Consider the following 16540-nt stretch of genomic DNA (forward strand, 5'->3'; position numbering starts at 1 on the left):
GCAGGAGACCGATATCATGCATGCGCGCTGGCTGACCCTACCCCTGCTGGCCCTGGCCGCCGCCACTTCGAGCTGGGCGGCGGACTGCCCGGCGCTGCTCCAGGGCAGCCTGCCCGAGCTGCGCGGCAAGGAGCAGATCGACCTGTGCCAGCGCTTTGCCGGCAAGCCGCTGGTGGTGATCAACACCGCCAGCTACTGCGGCTTCGCCCCGCAGTTTGAAGGCCTGGAGGCGACCTACAAGGACTACCACGAACAGGGCCTGGAAATGCTCGGCGTGCCGTCCAACGACTTCAAGCAGGAGGACGCCGACAGCGAGAAGACCGCCAAGGTCTGTTACGCCAACTATGGCGTGACCTTCACCATGACCAAGACCCAGCCGGTGCGCGGCAAGGACGCGATCCCGCTGTTCGTCGAACTGGCCCGGCAGAGCAGCGCGCCGAAGTGGAATTTCTATAAGTACGTGGTGGACCGCAAGGGCAAGGTGATCGGCAATTTCTCCAGCCTTACCAAACCGGATGATCCGGCGTTCACGGCGGCGATAGAGAAGGCGATTGCTTCGCAGCCTTGAATGTCCGCTCGTAATGAAGTGCCGCCAAGGTTGACTTCATGCGTGGACGCGCTCTACCGTCATATTGGTGAAGGGACGCTTTGTGCCAGTTTTTATCAATAGTAGTCTTGAGTTTCACGTTGGTTTTTGGGGCGCGGGAAGGAAGGAACTAGCATTTTTACTAGTTTTCTCACTGTTGGGGAAGTGCTAGTTTCTCGATAGAACCTGAACCATGAAGAACGTGAAATGAAAACCTCACAACTTTTTCAGTTCGATGGACAACAGTCGATTGTTGGAGATGGTCAATTAGTCAGAAGTTATTCCCCTTATGGTGTGTTGCCGGTAGTGATCGGGCCTCGTCTGGCATACTGTGGTATGGCCTGTGAGGCGCTGATGGGAACCTATCATCTGGGTAATGGGTGTCGCACCTACAGCCCTGCTTTAATGCGTTTTCACTCCCCTGATCGACTGAGCCCGTTCGGTGAGGGGGGCACCAATACCTATGCCTATTGCCGTGGTGATCCCATCAACTACCGAGACCCCAGTGGTCAGACGTTAATCAGTGCTGCAAGAGGATTCCTGTTTGCAAAAAATGTTCGTCGTCACCAAAAGATGGCGGAGGGCGGGCAGGCCACTTGGGTCGAGAGAGGCGTGGTTGTTTTGGCAGGTCTATCTGATTTGGCTGGAATAGGCTGGGATAAATTAAAGGACTTTTATGGAGTTGATCCGTATCTGAGTGCCGAAGAGATGATTCCAGGTCTGGAAGACTATTATAAGACTGCTAAAGTTGTTGATCTGACCGTCATGGGGGTTGAGGCTTTTTTGAATGTGGCAGGGTTCATTGCATTTCGAAGAAGTGAGGGCAGGGTAAATAATCAGCGGCAGAATGAGGGTGGCGATACCGCATCAAACTCTAGTGTTGGAGAGTCGTTGAGTGCTACGACAAAACTGATTGCAGACGCTCGAGCAAATACCGTCTAGTCACGACCCCTGTGATTCGAACACTGCTGGTACACAGCCCTTCGCGGGTTTACCCGCGAAGGGCTGCAAAGCAGCCCCGGTAATGCTGAAGAAATCTTAACTGACCAGCATTACCACGAGGGCGGCATTTTTCATGCAGCGGGTGACACTCAGAAGCGGTAGGTCAGCGAAGCACCAATGCCGTGGGCACTGTTTTCGTACTTGGCCTGGTAGCTGCCTTTGAGGCCGGCTTCGGTCAGGCTGTGCGGCTGGTTGTTGACCTTGGTGTCCTCTTCCCACAGGTAGGAGTAGGCCACGTCGATGGTCATGTCGTCGGACGGGCTCCAACCGGCACCGATGCTGAAGATCTTGCGATCGCCAGTGGGGATGCGCGGCGAACGGTTGGTGTTGTTGGTCGGCGACTGGTCAACCGAGAAACCGGTACGCAGGACCCATTCCTTGTTGACCTTGTACGAGGCACCAATGGCGTGAGCCCAGGTGTCGTGCCAGTTCTGCTCTTCGTTGATGGTCGCGAACTGCCCGGCAGGGCCTGCCGGCACTTCGTTGTTGACCGTGATGTTCTCCAGGCGGCTCCAACGGGTCCAGGTGCTGCCTGCGTACAGGGTCCACTGGTCGTCAAGCTCGTGGGTGACCGAGAAGTCCACCGACTCGGGGGTCTTGATCTTCAGGGTGGCATCGAACTTGTTGCCGTCCAGTCCCAGCAGCGGGTAGCTGACCTTGGTCTTGCCTTCGAGCTTGTAGTCGACCATCGAGTGGTAGGTCAGGCCGACGCGGGTGCGGTCGGTGGCCTGGACCAGGATACCGATGTTGTAGCCAACCGCGGTGTCGTCACCCTTGATCTTCACTTCGCCGTCGGCCGGACGCAGCGGCGAGATACTGGCCAGGTTCGAGCCCAGTTCACCCTCGATGCGGTTGATGGTCGGGCCGAAACCGATCGAGACCTTGTCGTTGAACGCATAGCTCACGGTCGGCTGGAAGGTCACGACCTGAACATGGCTTTTCTTGCCCCAGTAGCGCGCGGCATCGTCGCTGCCGTAGTCGGTGACCAGGCCGAATGGCACGTAGACGCCGAAACCGACGCTCCAGTGGTCATCGATGGACTTGACGTAGTAACCCATCGGCACGCCGACCAGAGGCACCATGTCGCCGTCCATTTCCCCCCCTTTGTTGCTGCCGCGTCCGGAAATATCGGACTTGGCGATGACCGCGGCACCACCGACGGTCATCTGATCGCGCTTCAGGCGGGACATGCCCGCCGGGTTGCCATACACGGTGCTGGCATCTTCGGCAGAAGAAGAACGACCCGCAAAACCTGTCCCCATGCCGCTGATGCTCTGTTCGTTCAGGGCAAAGCCGCTGGCGAGCAATTGGCTAGAAGCGAGGGCAACGGCAACGCCGAGAGAGGTTTTGAGCATAACTTTTTTCATTATTAGAAACTCCTTGGGATCTCCGGGGCGAAACGCTACCAACAAATGCCGCGCTGCGCTATAGGCTAGAACGCAGGAGATAGAGCGGTTTTGTAGGACAATCCGACCAAAATTCCGTTTATTCCGGTTGTAGGACGTGGCTGTTCAGGAGGCGTGGGTAAGCATCGGCTCGATGCACTGGTGCCAGGCGTGGGTGAAATCCCGCAGGCGCCCCTGGGGGTGGAAGGTCTGCCGCCAGATCCGCGCCAGGCCCAGTAGATCGTCGGCGGCTGGTAGCGGCGTGGCCTGCTCTTCTATGAGCATCCAGGCGATGGCGGTGGCATAGCGCAGGTTGACGGTGAGTTCGAGGTGGGGGCCGCCGAGAAAGGCGTGCTGGCTGGCCAGGCCGCGAACCAGGCTGGCCAGTTCGGGGTCGCGTGCGAGGTATTCGTCCCACAAGCAACTGTGACGATTCTCACCGATCCGGTAAAGCCCGTGGCCGCGTCGGTCATGCAGGGCAGCGCCCAGCCCCGACTGGCTTGCGGCAACGCCCAGTAACAAAGCTTCTGCGCTGTCGCAGTGGCGGCCCAGGTAGATCAGGGTCGGTCGGATCACGTATCGACTCAACTCGTTCGCAGCGATGCCCATGATGGCCTCTTACGAAAAGGGCCGACGGGCGCTGGAGCTTGGCAGCTGGTGAGTGGTCAGGCCCGCCGGAAGCGGCAGGTGCCGCTCGAGTTGAAGTGTAGTGTGATAACTGTGGTGTAAAGGGCTGTTTTTAAATCGATTGCAGCCAGAAGGCGCGGAGCATATGCCCGCTGGCGATTAAGCCAATTACCTTCAGGCTGGCGCGTGCAGGGTGTATTCATGGGGTGAATCACCTGCCATTCATTCATGCGGTCAACGACTGGCGCGCACGCTCGATCACGGCCTGCAGCGGCTCGGCCCGGTTGTATTGTTCCGGATAGAGGCGCTCGCTGTGGCAAGCCACACCGTATTCGTCGACCAGGGTAAAGCTGAAGCTGCCCTTGCGTGGGGCAACGATAAGGCACTTGAGTGGAGCGAAGGCCTGGGAAAGGGTGCCAAAGGCAGCCTGGATTTGTTGATGGTTACTCATATTGTTGGATGTTCCTGCGTAAGACACGGTGTTTGATCCGTGCACAATAGAAACGTTCCAGTGACGTCTTTATTAAGGAGACGCAGAACCTGACTGGAACAGGGCAGCCAGAAGGGCGCATGCAATAAGTGGCGCTGGGCTGACTGGTAGGTACGACAGAAGGCAGGCAGCACACCGACACCAGGGTTCTGGGCATCGGGGAAGATCCTGATCAATCTGAAAACGTGATTCGTGCTGGGCAAGGGTTTGCCGAGTGAATCATCGAATGGGCCGGTCCCGATGGGGCAGCGCCTGCTCGTCTTGAGCGCCGGGCTGTAGGGACTAAGTGGCCAGAATGACTTCAGCTGGGTACTAACAGGGCGCAACCCTACGCGAACATACAAGGGTTGGCAAGCTTTTATTTTCTTGCGGGAAGCCGACCATTATGTCGCCTATTGCACCTGCTGTGAAGAGGGGCAAATGCCCCGGCAATCGCCTGGATGTGCTGTTTTCGGGCGCGGTCGTGCCGTTTGTTGGTGCACTTGTACACACTCGCCCGGAGACTTGTAACGCACTTGCAACATCCTGTGGAAGGCTCGCCAATGACTTGACTGGGGGCTTAAGTCAATGAAAAAAAACACTAATTTTTGCTGGTGAAAAAATCGACAGTTTGACTGAAAGCCCCATTTCACAGGGGTTTGCGGGCTGCCTTCAGGGGTTGTCCACCGAGTTATCCACAGGTTCTGTGGATTGTCCCGGGCGCTTGCTCTAGTACGGGCGTGCCAGCTGTTTCATCGATTGTCCGACAATTGGTGGCGCGGTCTGGCATGGGCATTTTCACCGCGAAAACGTCAAGAAAAAATCATCGAAAAAAATGTCGATCAGCCGAAAGTCGCCCGGGCCAGTTTGCAAAAAATCGAGTAGAGTGGCGCGCCTCTCGAGTCACCCTTGCTGTTGGTCATGAAGCTTCGCGGTAAACACTTCGCCAGTCCTGATGCCTCTCCATCGCTGCCGTCCCCCAAGCGCTTTTCCCTGAAAGTGGCCCTGTGGCTGCTCGACAGCCCGCGCCTGGGCGACAAACCCAGCGTCAAGCACCTGGCCGGGCGCATGCTCAAGCAACCGGCGCGCCAGGGCGTGGTGGTGGCGCAAAGCCGCCTGGGGCAGATGCTCTGCCGGGACTGCGGCAATGCCCGCGACCGGCGTATCGGTCATGAGCTGTTGCGTCAGGCGGCCCGTGCCGGCGACCGTCGGGCACAGCTGGAGTTTGGCCGGTTGTGCCAGGCCCAGGAGCCTGAACAGGCACGTTACTGGTTGGAGCTGGCGGCGGGGCAGGGTTCGCAGGAGGCGCGGCGGCTGTTGCGTCAGTGGTTCCCAGCCTGAACAGGCGCGGGCTTGCCCGCGACAGGGCTGCACAGGCAACCGCGCCAGCAGCCTGATAAGCTGCGCAGCATCAATCAGTGTTCGATCGGGGTAGGCATGACAGTGGATCTGACCAGCATTCTGCTGGGCTTGGTGGCAGGTGCCGTGCCTTGCCTGGGCTGGGTCATGCAGGTACAGCGCGGCCAGGGTGCGCGCAAGGCCGAGCAAGCGCTGCTTGCAGAGCGCCTTGCCGCCGCGCAACTGGCCCAGGCTGGCCTGCAGGCGCAACTGGAGGCCAGCCGTGACGAGATCAGCGACCTCAGCGAGGCCAACACCGTCAAGCAGACCCAGCTCGCCGCCCAGGGGCGTGAGCTGGAGTTGTTGCAGATCGACCGCGACAACAGCCGCGACGCCGCCCACGCCTGGCACCTCGAGCGCGCCAACCGTGAGGCCGAGCTGCGCCGCCTGGAGGCGCAGGCCGCACGGCTGGAGGCCGAGTTGCGCGAGCAGCAGGAAAGCCACCAGCAACGCCTGGAAGACTTGCAGGAAGCCCGCGACACCCTGCGCGCCCAGTTCGCCGACCTGGCCACCAGGATCTTCGATGAGCGCGAGCAACGCTTCGCCCAGACCAGCCAGCAGCACCTGGGCCAATTGCTCGACCCGCTCAAGGAGCGCATCCAGGCGTTCGAGAAGCGTGTCGAGGAAAGCTACCAGCAGGAAGCCCGTGAGCGGTTCTCCCTAGGCAAGGAGCTCGAGCGCCTGCAACAGCTCAACCTGCGCCTGTCCGACGAAGCCACCAACCTTACCCAGGCACTCAAGGGCCAGAAGACTCAGGGCAACTGGGGCGAGCTGATCCTGGAGCGGGTGCTGGAGCACGCGGGGCTGGAGAAGGGCCGCGAGTATCAGACCCAGGTCAGCCTCAAGAGCGCCGACGGCGAGCGGTTCCAGCCCGACGTGCTGATCATGCTGCCGGGCGACAAGCAGGTGGTGGTCGATGCCAAGGTCAGCCTCACGGCCTACCAGCAGTTTGTCGGCAACAACGACGAGGCTGCGCTCAAGCAGCACGTGCAGTCGCTGCGCAATCACGTCAAGGGTTTGTCGAGCAAGGACTACAACCGCCTGGAGGGCCTGCACAGCCTCGATTTCGTGCTGTTGTTCGTGCCCATCGAGGCGGCCTTCTCGGCGGCGCTGCAGGCCGAGCCCAACCTGTTCCAGGAGGCCTTCGACCGGCAGATCGTGATTGTCAGCCCGACCACCTTGCTGGCCACCCTGCGGGTGATCGACAGCCTGTGGAAACAGGAACGCCAGGGCCAGAACGCCCGCGAGATCGCCGAGCGCGCCGGCTGGCTGTACGACAAGTTCGTGCTGTTCATCCAGGACCTGGACGAGCTCGGCACCCGCCTGGCCCAGGTCGACAAGGCCTACGCCGCGGCACGCAACAAGCTGTGCGAGGGGCGCGGCAACCTGGTCAGCCGCAGCGAGCAGCTCAAGCTGCTCGGCGCACGGGCCAGCAAGAGCCTGCCGGCCGAGCTGGTCGAGCGCGCCCTGAGCGACGAGGTCCTTACTGAACCAGGCTCAGATGCCGATTGAGCAGGGCGCGCAGGGCTGCCGGCTTGACCGGCTTGGCCAGGTAGTCCAGGCCCGCGGCATGGACCAGGGCGATGGTCTCGTTGCGCCCGTCGGCGCTGATCACCACGCCGGGCACCGGCTCGCCCAGACGCGCCCGTAGCCAACCCATCAGCCCGGTGCCGGTCTCGCCGTCATCCAGGTGGTAGTCCACCAACGCCAGGTGCGGGCGCAGGCCCTTGCCCAGCAACGCCTCGCATTCGGCCTGGTTGCGCGCGGTCCACACCTGGCAGCCCCAGCGGCTGAGCAGGCTGTTCATGCCGATGAGGATGCTGTCTTCGTTGTCCACGCACAGCACGTGCAGCCCGGCCAGCGGCTGGCCGGCCTGTTCCACGGGGGCGGGCGTCGCGGGCGCGGGGCTGCGGGCGATGGGCACGCTGACGCGGAACACGCTGCCCTTGCCCGGCCAGGACCGTACCTCCAGTGCGTGCCCGAGCACCCGGCACAAACCATCGGCGATCGCCAGGCCCAGCCCCAGGCCTTTCTCGGCGCGGGTCTGGTGGCTGTCCAGGCGCTTGAACTCCTGGAAGATCACCGCCAGCTTGTCGTCGGCGATGCCGGGGCCGCGGTCCCATACTTCCAGCCACAGGCTTTCACCTTTACGTCGGGCACCGAGCAGGATCGGGCCTTTGCCGTAGCGCAGGGCGTTGGTGAGGAAGTTCTGCAGCACCCGGCGCAGCAGCTTCATGTCGCTGTCGACGCGCAGGCGGCTGCCGCGCAGGCGGAACTCCAGGCCTTTTTCGGCGGCCAGTACCTTGAACTCGGTGCCGAGGGTATCGAACAGCTCGTTGAGGGCGAAGGGCTTGATGTCGGGGGTGACCTTGCCGTTCTCCAGGCGCGAGATGTCGAGCAGGTCGCTGATCAGCTCTTCGGCCGAGCGCAGCGAACTGTCCATGTGCCGCACCAGTTGCCGGGCTTCGTCGTTCATGCCCTCGGCTTGTTGCGACAGGGCGGCGGAGAACAGCCGGGCGGCGTTGAGCGGCTGCATCAGGTCGTGGCTTACGGCGGCAAGGAAGCGGGTCTTGGACTGGCTGACCGCCTCGGCGCGGCTCTTGGCCTCGGTCAACGCCTGGTTCAGCTGCGACAGCTCGTGGGTACGCTCGGCGACCCGCTGCTCCAGCCCCTCGTTGGAGTCGCGCAGGGCCTGCTCGGCTTCGCGGAACGGGGTGATGTCGGTGAAGCTCATGACGAAGCCGCCGCCGGGCATCGGGTTGCCGATCAGTTCGATCACCCGGCCATTGGGGAACAGCCGTTCGGAGGAATGGGCGCGGCCCTGGCGCATCCAGTGCAGGCGCCGCGCCACATGCACCTGGGCCTCGCCCGGGCCGCACAGGCCGCGTTCGGCGTTGTAGCGGATGATGTCGGCGATCGGCCGGCCGACGCTGATCAGCCCGTCGGGGTAGTTGAACAGTTCGAGGTAGCGGCGGTTCCAGGCCACCAGGTGCAGGTTCTGGTCGACCACGCTGATGCCTTGGTTGATGTTCTCGATGGCCCCCTGCAGCAGCGCACGGTTGAACTGCAGCACTTCGCTGGCTTCGTCGGCGATGCGCACCACGTCCTCGAGCTGCATGTCGCGGCCTTCGATGGCGGCCTTGACCACGGCGCGGGTCGAAGAGGTGCCGAGCACACCGGCAAGGAGCCGTTCGGTGTGCTCGATCCAGTCGCCGTCGGCGTTCTGGTTGGGGTTGAAGCCCTTGCCCTGACGGTAGGCGAAGCGGATGAAGCTTTGCCGGGCGCGCTCTTCGCCGACGAAACGCGCGGCGAGCTTGAGCAGGTCGTCGATCTGCACCGCCAGCAAGGGTTTGCTGGAGGGGCGGGCGCTGGTCTGCTGGCCGATGAAGCGCCCGGCCTGCCAGTGCTCGGAAACCCGCGTGCGCGACAGGATCGAGACCCAGGCAAACAGGGTGAAGTTGCCCGCCAGCGACAGCACCACGCCCTGGGTCAGCGGGGTGATCGGCAGGTTGAGCGGGTTGCCGTGCAGCCAGGCCAGGCCCGGGAACAGTTGCAGCGACCAGCCCAGGCTGTGGGCGGCGATAGGCAGGACCAGGGTGTAGAACCACAGGAAGATGCCGGCGGCAAGGCCCGCGAACACGCCGCGGCGGTTGGCCTGTTTCCAGTACAGCGCGCCGAGCATGGCCGGGGTCAGCTGGGTGACCGCGGCGAAGGCGATCTGGCCGATGGTCGCAAGGCTCGCGGTGGAGCCGAGCAGGCGGTAGCTGACATAGGCCAGCAGCAGGATCACCACGATGGTCACCCGGCGCACCGAGAGCATCCAGTGGCGGAACACCTCGAACGGTCGCTCGGCGTTGTTGCGGCGCAGCAGCCAGGGCAGCAGCATGTCGTTGGAGACCATGGTCGACAGCGCCACGGCCTCGACGATGACCATGCCGGTGGCCGCCGAGGCGCCGCCGATGAACGCCAGCAGGGCCAGGCTCGGGTGCGCCTCGGCCAGCGGCAGGCTGATCACGAAGGAGTCGGAGATCACCGTGCCCGGCAGCAGCATCTGCCCGGCCAGGGCGATGGGCACCACGAACAGCGCGGCCAGGGCCAGGTACAGCGGGAACACCCAGCGCGCCAGGCGCATGTCCTGGGGCTCGATGTTCTCTACCACGGTGACGTGGAACTGCCGGGGCAGGCAGATGATTGCCATCATCGCCACGGCGGTCTGCACCACCATCGACGGCCAGTTGATGGTCTCTTCCCAGTAGTCGTTCAGGTGCACGGATTGCCGGGCCTGGGTGAACAGGTCGTCGAAGCCGTCGTACAGGTTGAACACCACGAAGGCGCCCACGGCAAGGAAGGCCAGCAGCTTGACCAGCGATTCGAAGGCGATTGCCAGGACCATGCCGCGGTGGTGCTCGGTGACGTCCAGGCTGCGGGTGCCGAAGACGATGGCGAACAGCGCCAGCACCAGCGATACCACCAGCGCGGTGTCCTGCACGCGGCTGCCGGTGGCGTCGGCGTTGGCGCCGATCAGCAGGTTCACCCCCAGCACGATGCCCTTGAGCTGCAGGGCGATGTACGGCAGCACGCCGACCAGGCAGATCAGCGCCACGACCACCGCGAGGCTCTGCGACTTGCCGTAGCGGGCAGCGATGAAGTCGGCGATGGAGGTGATGTTCTGCTGCTTGCTGATCAGCACCATCTTCTGCAGCACCCAGGGCGCGAAGATGAGCAGCAGCACCGGGCCCAGGTAGATGGGCAGGAACGCCCAGAGCTGCTCGGCGGCCTGGCCGACCGCGCCGAAGAAGGTCCAGCTGGTGCAGTACACCGCCAGCGACAGGCTGTACACCCAGGCGCGCAGGCGCGGCGGCAACGGCGTGCTGCGGCGGTCGCCGTAGAAGGCGATGGCGAACATGATGGCCATATAGGCCAGGGCGACCACGGCGATCAGCCCGCTGGACAACGACATGCAAACTCCGGAGCAAAAAAGAAAACGCGGTCCCGATCAATCAGTCTGGCACGCAGGGCGCGGTTCGTCAGCGCCGACCATGGTCGCAGTGGCAGGACGTCGCAGGCCCCGCGATGGGCCAGTATTGCCAACTAAGCCTGGCGGGCCCTGCGTGTGCCCAACCAGTAGAACACCGCCGCCAGTAGCACCGACCCGATCAATAGGTAGAACACTGTCACCGGCACCACATGCCCCAGCGCCAGGCCTACCAGGATCGGCCCGAGCCCAGCGCCGAGGTTGGAGAGGTTCTGCGCGCCATAATAAACCCCGCGCAGATGCTCCGGCGCGATCAGGTCGATGAACATGAACTCGGCCGGAATCACGATGATCTCGCCCAGGGTGAACACCAGCATGGCCAGGCACCACGCCGGTGCCGAAGCTGCCACGGAGAACCCCAGCAGCCCGGCAGCGAACATGGCCATGCCAGCCATCAGCCAGGGCATCAGGTGCTGACGGGTGATGCGTCGGCCGATCAGGTATTGCAGGCCGATCACTGACAGGGCATTGGTGGTGACCAGGTAGCCGGCCAGACGCGCCACCTCGGCGGGATCGTTCAGGGTCACCACCAGGTACTGCGAAAGGTAGGCGGTGAACTGGCCGAACACCACGGCACTGAGCACTCCGCCCAGGGTGAAGCACACCAGGCGCCGGTCGCGCAGCATGCCCAGGGCGACCTGGGCGAACCCCGCCGCCGGCCTGTCCTCGCGCAGGCTCAGCAGGCTGCGCTCGCCAAGGCGGTAATAGACCAGGCTCAGGCCGAGGCCGATCAGGGCCGAAACCACGAACGGCAGGTGGTCGTCCGCCTCGATCAGCAGCACACCCAGCATCGGCCCCGCGGCCCAGGCGATATTGTTGAAGGTGTACTTGATGGCGAACACTTCGCCGCGTCTGTTCTCTGGCAGCAGGGCGCAGAACCCGGCCTTGGCGGCAATGTCGACCACGGTCTGGGCCAGGTAGGCCATCACCAGGAAGCAGAAGAACAGCGTCGCCGAAGTGCTGGCCACGATGCCGAGGAAGGCCAGGGCGAACACCAGGGTGCAGGTGACGATCAGCGTATGGCTGCGCAGGGTGTCGACCAGGTGTCCGCCATAGAGGCTGAGCATGGATGCCAGGAGCATCGCGCCGCCGACCAACAGGCCGGTCTGGCCAACCGACAGGCCCAGGTGCGTTGACAGGTACACCACCAGATAGGGCAGGGTGATGGCCCGGGCCGTGGTCAAGGTGAAGGTGGTGAACAACAGCAGGCGAACCGCAGCGGGGTAGCCTTTCAGGGCGCGGAGCATCGACTGATCCTTGTCATTGTCAGCGGTCAAGCATATGCCAGGTGCCGGTCCGGCCGCTATATCTTTAAAATCGATAACAGATAGAGAAATTACCCGTTATATAGATATTCCTTGCAGGCATAAGATATCTCTACCTTACACAAGGGCAGGAGACACCTTATGCCATGCACCCAGACCCGCGCGCCTTCCTGGCGCCCGTTCAGCCAGTTGGCCCACCCCCGCGAAGTGATCCGCCAGTTCACCCCCAACTGGTTCGCCGCGACCATGGGTACCGGTGTGCTGGCCCTGGCCTTCCATCAGGTCCAGGTGCCGGGGTTGGACTGCGTGGCCGAGGGCCTGTGGTGGCTGACCATCGGCCTGTTTACCCTGTTCTGTGTCCTGTACGGCGCCCGCTGGGTAATGTTCTTCGATGAGGCGCGGCGGATTTTCGCGCACTCCACCGTGTCGATGTTCTTCGGCACCATCCCCATGGGCCTGGCCACCATCCTCAACGGTGCCCTGGTGTTCGGCTTGGCGCGCTGGGGCGAGGGCGTGGTGCCGTGGGTTGAAATGCTTTGGTGGCTCGACGTGGGCCTGGCGCTGCTATGCGGCGTGGCGATTCCCTACCTGATGTTCACCCGCCAGGAGCACAGCATCGACCAGATGACCGCGGTGTGGCTGCTGCCAGTGGTGGCAGCGGAGGTCGCCGCCGCCAGTGGCGGGTTGCTGGCGCCGCACCTGGTGGATGCGCACCGGCAGTTCCTGGTGGTGATCACCAGCTATGTGATGTGGGCGGTGTCGCTGCCGGTGGCGTTCAGCATCCTCACCATCCTCATGTTGCGCATGGCCCTGCACAAACTGCCGCCGGCCAACATGGCCGCCTCCAGCTGGCTGGCGCTGGGCCCGATCGGCACCGGCGCGCTGGGCATGCTGGTGCTCGGTGGCGATGCGCCAGCGGTGTTCGCCGCCAATGGCCTGGGCGGTCTGGGCGAGGTGGCGCGTGGGCTGGGGCTGGTGGCCGGGATCGTACTGTGGGGCGCCGGGTTGTGGTGGTTGCTGACGGCGGTGCTGATCACCCTGCGCTACATGCGCCAGGGCATGCCGTTCAATCTGGGCTGGTGGGGGTTCACCTTCCCGCTGGGCGTGTACTGCCTGGCCACGCTGAAGTTGGCGGCTTGGCTGGGGCTGGGCTTCTTCACGGTGTTCGGTCAGGTGCTGGTGGTGGCGCTGGCGCTGCTCTGGCTGCTGGTGGCCAGCCGGACCCTGCGCGGCGCCTGGCGCGGGGAGCTGTTCGTGTCGCCGTGTATTGCGCAGTCTTGATGGTGGCCCTGTAGGGGCGGCTTGCCGCTCCCACAAGTTCCTTGTGCCTGTGGACATTCCCGTGCAGATTTGTGGCTTATCACGCTGTACGTGCCTCCAATGACAAAGCCCAACCAGGTACAAGGACGATGAGTCACCCCTCGCAATTCACCCTGCTCGGCAAGCGGCGCTTCCTGCCGTTCTTCATCACCCAGTCGCTGGGTGCCTTCAACGACAACCTGTTCAAGCAGTCGCTGATCCTGGCGATCCTCTACAAGCTGAGCCTGGAGGGTGACCGCTCGATCTGGGTCAACCTGTGCGCGTTGCTGTTCATCCTGCCGTTCTTCCTGTTCTCGGCGCTGGCCGGGCAGTTCGGCGAGAAGTTCGCCAAGGACCGCCTGATCCGTGCCATCAAGCTGGCCGAGATCGTCATCATGGCCATCGGCGCGACCGGTTTCGTCACCCACCATCTGGAACTGATGCTGGTGGCGCTGTTCGCCATGGGCACCCACTCGGCGCTGTTCGGCCCGGTGAAATACTCGATCCTGCCCCAGGCCCTGCGTGAGGAGGAACTGGTGGGCGGCAACGGCCTGGTGGAAATGGGTACCTTCCTGGCGATCCTGGCGGGCACCATCGGTGCCGGGGTACTGATGTCCTCCAGTCAGTACGCGGTACTGGCTGCCGCCGGGGTGGTGGGCACCGCGGTGCTGGGTTACCTGGCCAGCCGCTGGATCCCCCGCGCCGCCGCCGCCGCGCCACAGATGAAACTGGACTGGAACATCTTCAAGCAGTCCTGGCTGACCTTGCGCCTGGGCCTGGGCCAGACCCCGGCGGTGTCGCGCTCGATCGTCGGCAACTCGTGGTTCTGGTTCGTCGGCGCGATCTACCTCACGCAGATCCCGGCCTACGCCAAGGACTGGCTGCACGGCGACGAGACCGTGGTCACCCTGGTGCTGACCCTGTTCTCGGTAGGCATTGCCGTCGGTTCGCTGCTGTGCGAGCGCCTGAGCGGGCGCAAGGTGGAGATCGGCCTGGTGCCGTTCGGCTCGTTCGGCCTGACCCTGTTCGGCCTGCTCTGGTGGTGGCATTCGGGGGATGTCCCGGTCGGTGCCGTGCCCCATGACTGGCTGGCCTTGCTGGGCATGAGCCAGGCCTGGTGGATCATGCTGTCGATCGTCGGCCTGGGTATTTTCGGTGGCTTCTACATCGTGCCGCTGTACGCGCTGATCCAGGCGCGCACCGCGGAAGGCGAGCGGGCCCGGGTGATCGCCGCCAACAACATCCTCAACGCGCTGTTCATGGTGGTGTCGGCGATCATCACCATCGTCCTGCTGAGCCTTGCCAAGCTGAGCATCCCGCAGCTGTTCCTGGTGGTGTCGCTGCTCAACATCGCGGTCAATGCCTACATTTTCCGCATCGTGCCGGAATTCACCATGCGCTTCCTGATCTGGCTGCTCAGCCACTCGATGTACCGGGTCGAGCACCGTGAGTTGCAGCGCATTCCCGATGAAGGCGCGGCGTTGCTGGTGTGCAACCATGTGTCGTTCGTCGATGCGCTGCTGATCGGCGGCGCGATCCGCCGGCCGATCCGGTTTGTCATGTACTACAAGATCTACAACCTGCCGGTGCTCAATTTCGTGTTTCGCACCGCGGGCGCCATCCCCATTGCCGGGCGCGGGGAGGACGAGGCCACCTACGAGCGCGCCTTCGCCCGCATCGCCCGGTACCTGGCCGATGGCGAGCTGGTGTGCATCTTCCCTGAGGGCAAGCTGAGCGCGGATGGTGAGATCGATGTGTTCAAAGGCGGGGTGAACCGCATCCTGCAGGAGACGCCGGTGCCGGTGATCCCGTTGGCGTTGCAGGGGTTGTGGGGCAGCTTCTTCAGCCGTGACCCGAACAAAGGCTTCTTCAAGCGCCTGTGGTCGCGGGTGACCTTGGTGGCCGGCGCCGCCATCCCGGTGGAGGCGGCGCAGCCCGAGGCGCTGCGCGAGCAGGTGAGCCTGCTGCGCGGCGACGTTCGCTAGGGGTAACGGAGGAAGGTCAGCTGGCGCTGACCTTCAGGCCGACCAGGCCGGTGATGATCAGGGCGACACTGGCCAGGCGGATCAGCGCCATGGATTCGCCGAACAGGATGATCCCGGCGATCACCGTGCCGACCGCGCCGACGCCGGTCCAGATGGCATAGGCGGTGCCCAGCGGCAGCTCCTTCATGGCCAGGCCCAGCAGGCCGAGGCTGATGACCATGGCGCCGACCGTCAGCACGGTGGGCAGGGGGCGGGTGAAGCCGTCGGTGTACTTGAGGCCGACAGCCCAGCCGACTTCGAACAGGCCGGCGAAGAACAGGATGATCCAGGACATGGTGAGTCTCCATCGTTATCAAAGATGGGGCCGTCCCCGGTATGTTCACGCACAGCGTCGTGAGGCCGTCCTCACAGTGCGCACTATAGTGCCCATTTGCCGAGGCTGGGGCAAGTTTCAAGGATCGGTGGTTGCCTCATCGCCGGCTTGCCTGCGATGAGGCCGGGGCAGGCAACATCAATTTCTGGCAGAGACGATGTTCTCTACCTCGGGCTCAGGCTCCTCCATCCGCCGGAACCACGTCGACAGCAAAGCCCCGGAGATGTTGTGCCATACGCTGAACAGCGCACTGGGCACCGCCGCCAGGGGTGAGAAGTGCGCCGACGCCAGGGCCGCGCCCAACCCGGAGTTCTGCATGCCCACCTCCAGCGCCAGCGCCTTGCGCTGGGCCAGCGGCAGCTTGCACAGCTTGCCGGTCAGGTAGCCCAGCAGGAAGCCGAAGCTGTTGTGCAGCACCACCACCGCCATGATCAGCAGCCCCGATTCGGCGATCTTCGCCTGGCTGACCGCCACCACCGCGCAGACGATCATCACGATGCTTACCACCGACACCAGCGGCAGCACCTGCACCGCCAGCTGCACCCGGGCGCCGAGCAGGCGCTGGGCGAGCACGCCGAGCACGATCGGCAGCATCACCAACTGCAGGATCGACCAGAACATGTCCATGAACGAAACCGGCAGCCACGCCGAGGCGAGGAACCAGATCAGCGCCGGGGTGAGCAGCGGGGCGAGCAGGGTGGTCACCGCGGCGATCGCCACTGCCAGTGCCAGGTCGCCCCTGGACAGCCACACCATGACGTTCGACGCCGTGCCGCTCGGACAGCAGCCGACCAGGATCACGCCCACGGCGATTTCCGGCGGCAGCTGGAACAGCTGGCACAACAGCCAGGCCACCCCGGGCATGATCACGAAATGCGCCACGACCCCCAGCGCCACCCGCCAGGGCTGGCGGGCGACGGCGGCGAAGTCGTCGAGCTTGAGGGTCAGGCCCATGCCGAACATCACCAGGCCCAGCAGCGGCACGATGGCGACCTTGAGGGCGATGAACCACTGTGGCTGAAGGAAGGCCAGGCAGGCGAACACCAGCACCCACAGGGCGAAGGTGTTGCCGACGAAGCGGCTGAGGGCGGCGAGGGCACGCATGGGGCAATCCTT

13 protein-coding genes are annotated in these 16540 nt (G+C 63.6%); 6 read left to right on the plus strand and 7 right to left on the minus strand.

All coding sequences use genetic code 11. From position 1 onward, the window contains the following. Positions 1-16 precede the first annotated feature (16 nt). On the plus strand, positions 17-568 hold the full coding sequence (locus ACODS9_RS16755; RefSeq protein WP_489094328.1) for a glutathione peroxidase: 552 nt from the start codon (positions 17-19) through the stop codon (positions 566-568). A gap of 225 nt (positions 569-793) precedes the next feature. Beyond that, positions 794-1528, plus strand: a complete 735-nt coding sequence (locus tag ACODS9_RS16760; RefSeq protein WP_489094329.1) for an RHS repeat-associated core domain-containing protein — start codon at positions 794-796, stop codon at positions 1526-1528. 149 nt (positions 1529-1677) lie between these two features. On the opposite strand, the gene ACODS9_RS16765 is transcribed toward ACODS9_RS16760, so the two are convergent. The 3 genes from ACODS9_RS16765 to ACODS9_RS16775 all read right to left on the minus strand — a co-directional run bounded on the left by ACODS9_RS16765 (position 1678) and on the right by ACODS9_RS16775 (position 4051). Then, positions 1678-2955, minus strand: coding sequence for an OmpP1/FadL family transporter (locus tag ACODS9_RS16765; protein WP_401106331.1), 1278 nt, complete (start codon positions 2953-2955; stop codon positions 1678-1680). Between the two features lie 144 nt (positions 2956-3099). Beyond that, positions 3100-3582, minus strand: coding sequence for a hypothetical protein (locus ACODS9_RS16770; protein ID WP_094011820.1), 483 nt, complete (start codon positions 3580-3582; stop codon positions 3100-3102). Positions 3583-3826: 244 nt separating this feature from the next. Continuing rightward, positions 3827-4051: a hypothetical protein gene (locus ACODS9_RS16775; RefSeq protein ID WP_046854557.1), complete on the minus strand. Its 225-nt coding sequence runs from the start codon at positions 4049-4051 to the stop codon at positions 3827-3829. 939 nt (positions 4052-4990) lie between these two features. Between ACODS9_RS16775 and ACODS9_RS16780 the strand changes: the two genes are divergently transcribed. Both ACODS9_RS16780 and ACODS9_RS16785 read left to right on the plus strand, forming a co-directional pair. Further along, positions 4991-5410, plus strand: a complete 420-nt coding sequence (locus tag ACODS9_RS16780; RefSeq protein ID WP_367858188.1) for a tetratricopeptide repeat protein — start codon at positions 4991-4993, stop codon at positions 5408-5410. 210 nt (positions 5411-5620) lie between these two features. After that, entirely contained in the window at positions 5621-6979 is a 1359-nt protein-coding gene (locus ACODS9_RS16785; RefSeq protein WP_489094334.1) for a DNA recombination protein RmuC, read from the plus strand. On the opposite strand, the gene ACODS9_RS16790 is transcribed toward ACODS9_RS16785, so the two are convergent. Together ACODS9_RS16790 and ACODS9_RS16795 are read right to left on the minus strand one after the other, a co-directional pair. Further along, positions 6951-10427 carry a hybrid sensor histidine kinase/response regulator gene (locus tag ACODS9_RS16790; protein WP_401106327.1) on the minus strand — a complete coding sequence of 1159 codons (3477 nt, stop codon included), beginning with the start codon at positions 10425-10427 and terminating at the stop codon, positions 6951-6953. The two genes, ACODS9_RS16785 and ACODS9_RS16790, sit on opposite strands and share 29 nt — an antisense overlap. A gap of 131 nt (positions 10428-10558) precedes the next feature. Further along, positions 10559-11749 (minus strand): MFS transporter, encoded by a 1191-nt coding sequence (locus tag ACODS9_RS16795; RefSeq protein ID WP_401106324.1) that lies wholly within the window; start codon positions 11747-11749, stop codon positions 10559-10561. Between the two features lie 159 nt (positions 11750-11908). Here ACODS9_RS16795 and ACODS9_RS16800 point away from each other — a divergent pair, with 159 nt between their 5' ends. Further along, complete coding sequence (locus tag ACODS9_RS16800; RefSeq protein WP_401106323.1) at positions 11909-13048, plus strand: TDT family transporter; 1140 nt, start codon at positions 11909-11911, stop codon at positions 13046-13048. Between the two features lie 128 nt (positions 13049-13176). After that, complete coding sequence (locus ACODS9_RS16805; RefSeq protein WP_401106321.1) at positions 13177-15051, plus strand: MFS transporter; 1875 nt, start codon at positions 13177-13179, stop codon at positions 15049-15051. 16 nt (positions 15052-15067) lie between these two features. Here the strand turns inward: ACODS9_RS16805 and sugE are convergent, their stop codons facing one another. Beyond that, positions 15068-15385 (minus strand): quaternary ammonium compound efflux SMR transporter SugE, encoded by a 318-nt coding sequence (gene sugE / locus ACODS9_RS16810; RefSeq protein ID WP_023631604.1) that lies wholly within the window; start codon positions 15383-15385, stop codon positions 15068-15070. A 177-nt stretch (positions 15386-15562) separates the two neighbouring features. Continuing rightward, entirely contained in the window at positions 15563-16528 is a 966-nt protein-coding gene (locus tag ACODS9_RS16815; RefSeq protein ID WP_102683655.1) for a bile acid:sodium symporter family protein, read from the minus strand. Positions 16529-16540: the final 12 nt, after the last annotated feature.

The sequence above is a fragment of the Pseudomonas sp. FG36 genome, from assembly GCF_057809275.1.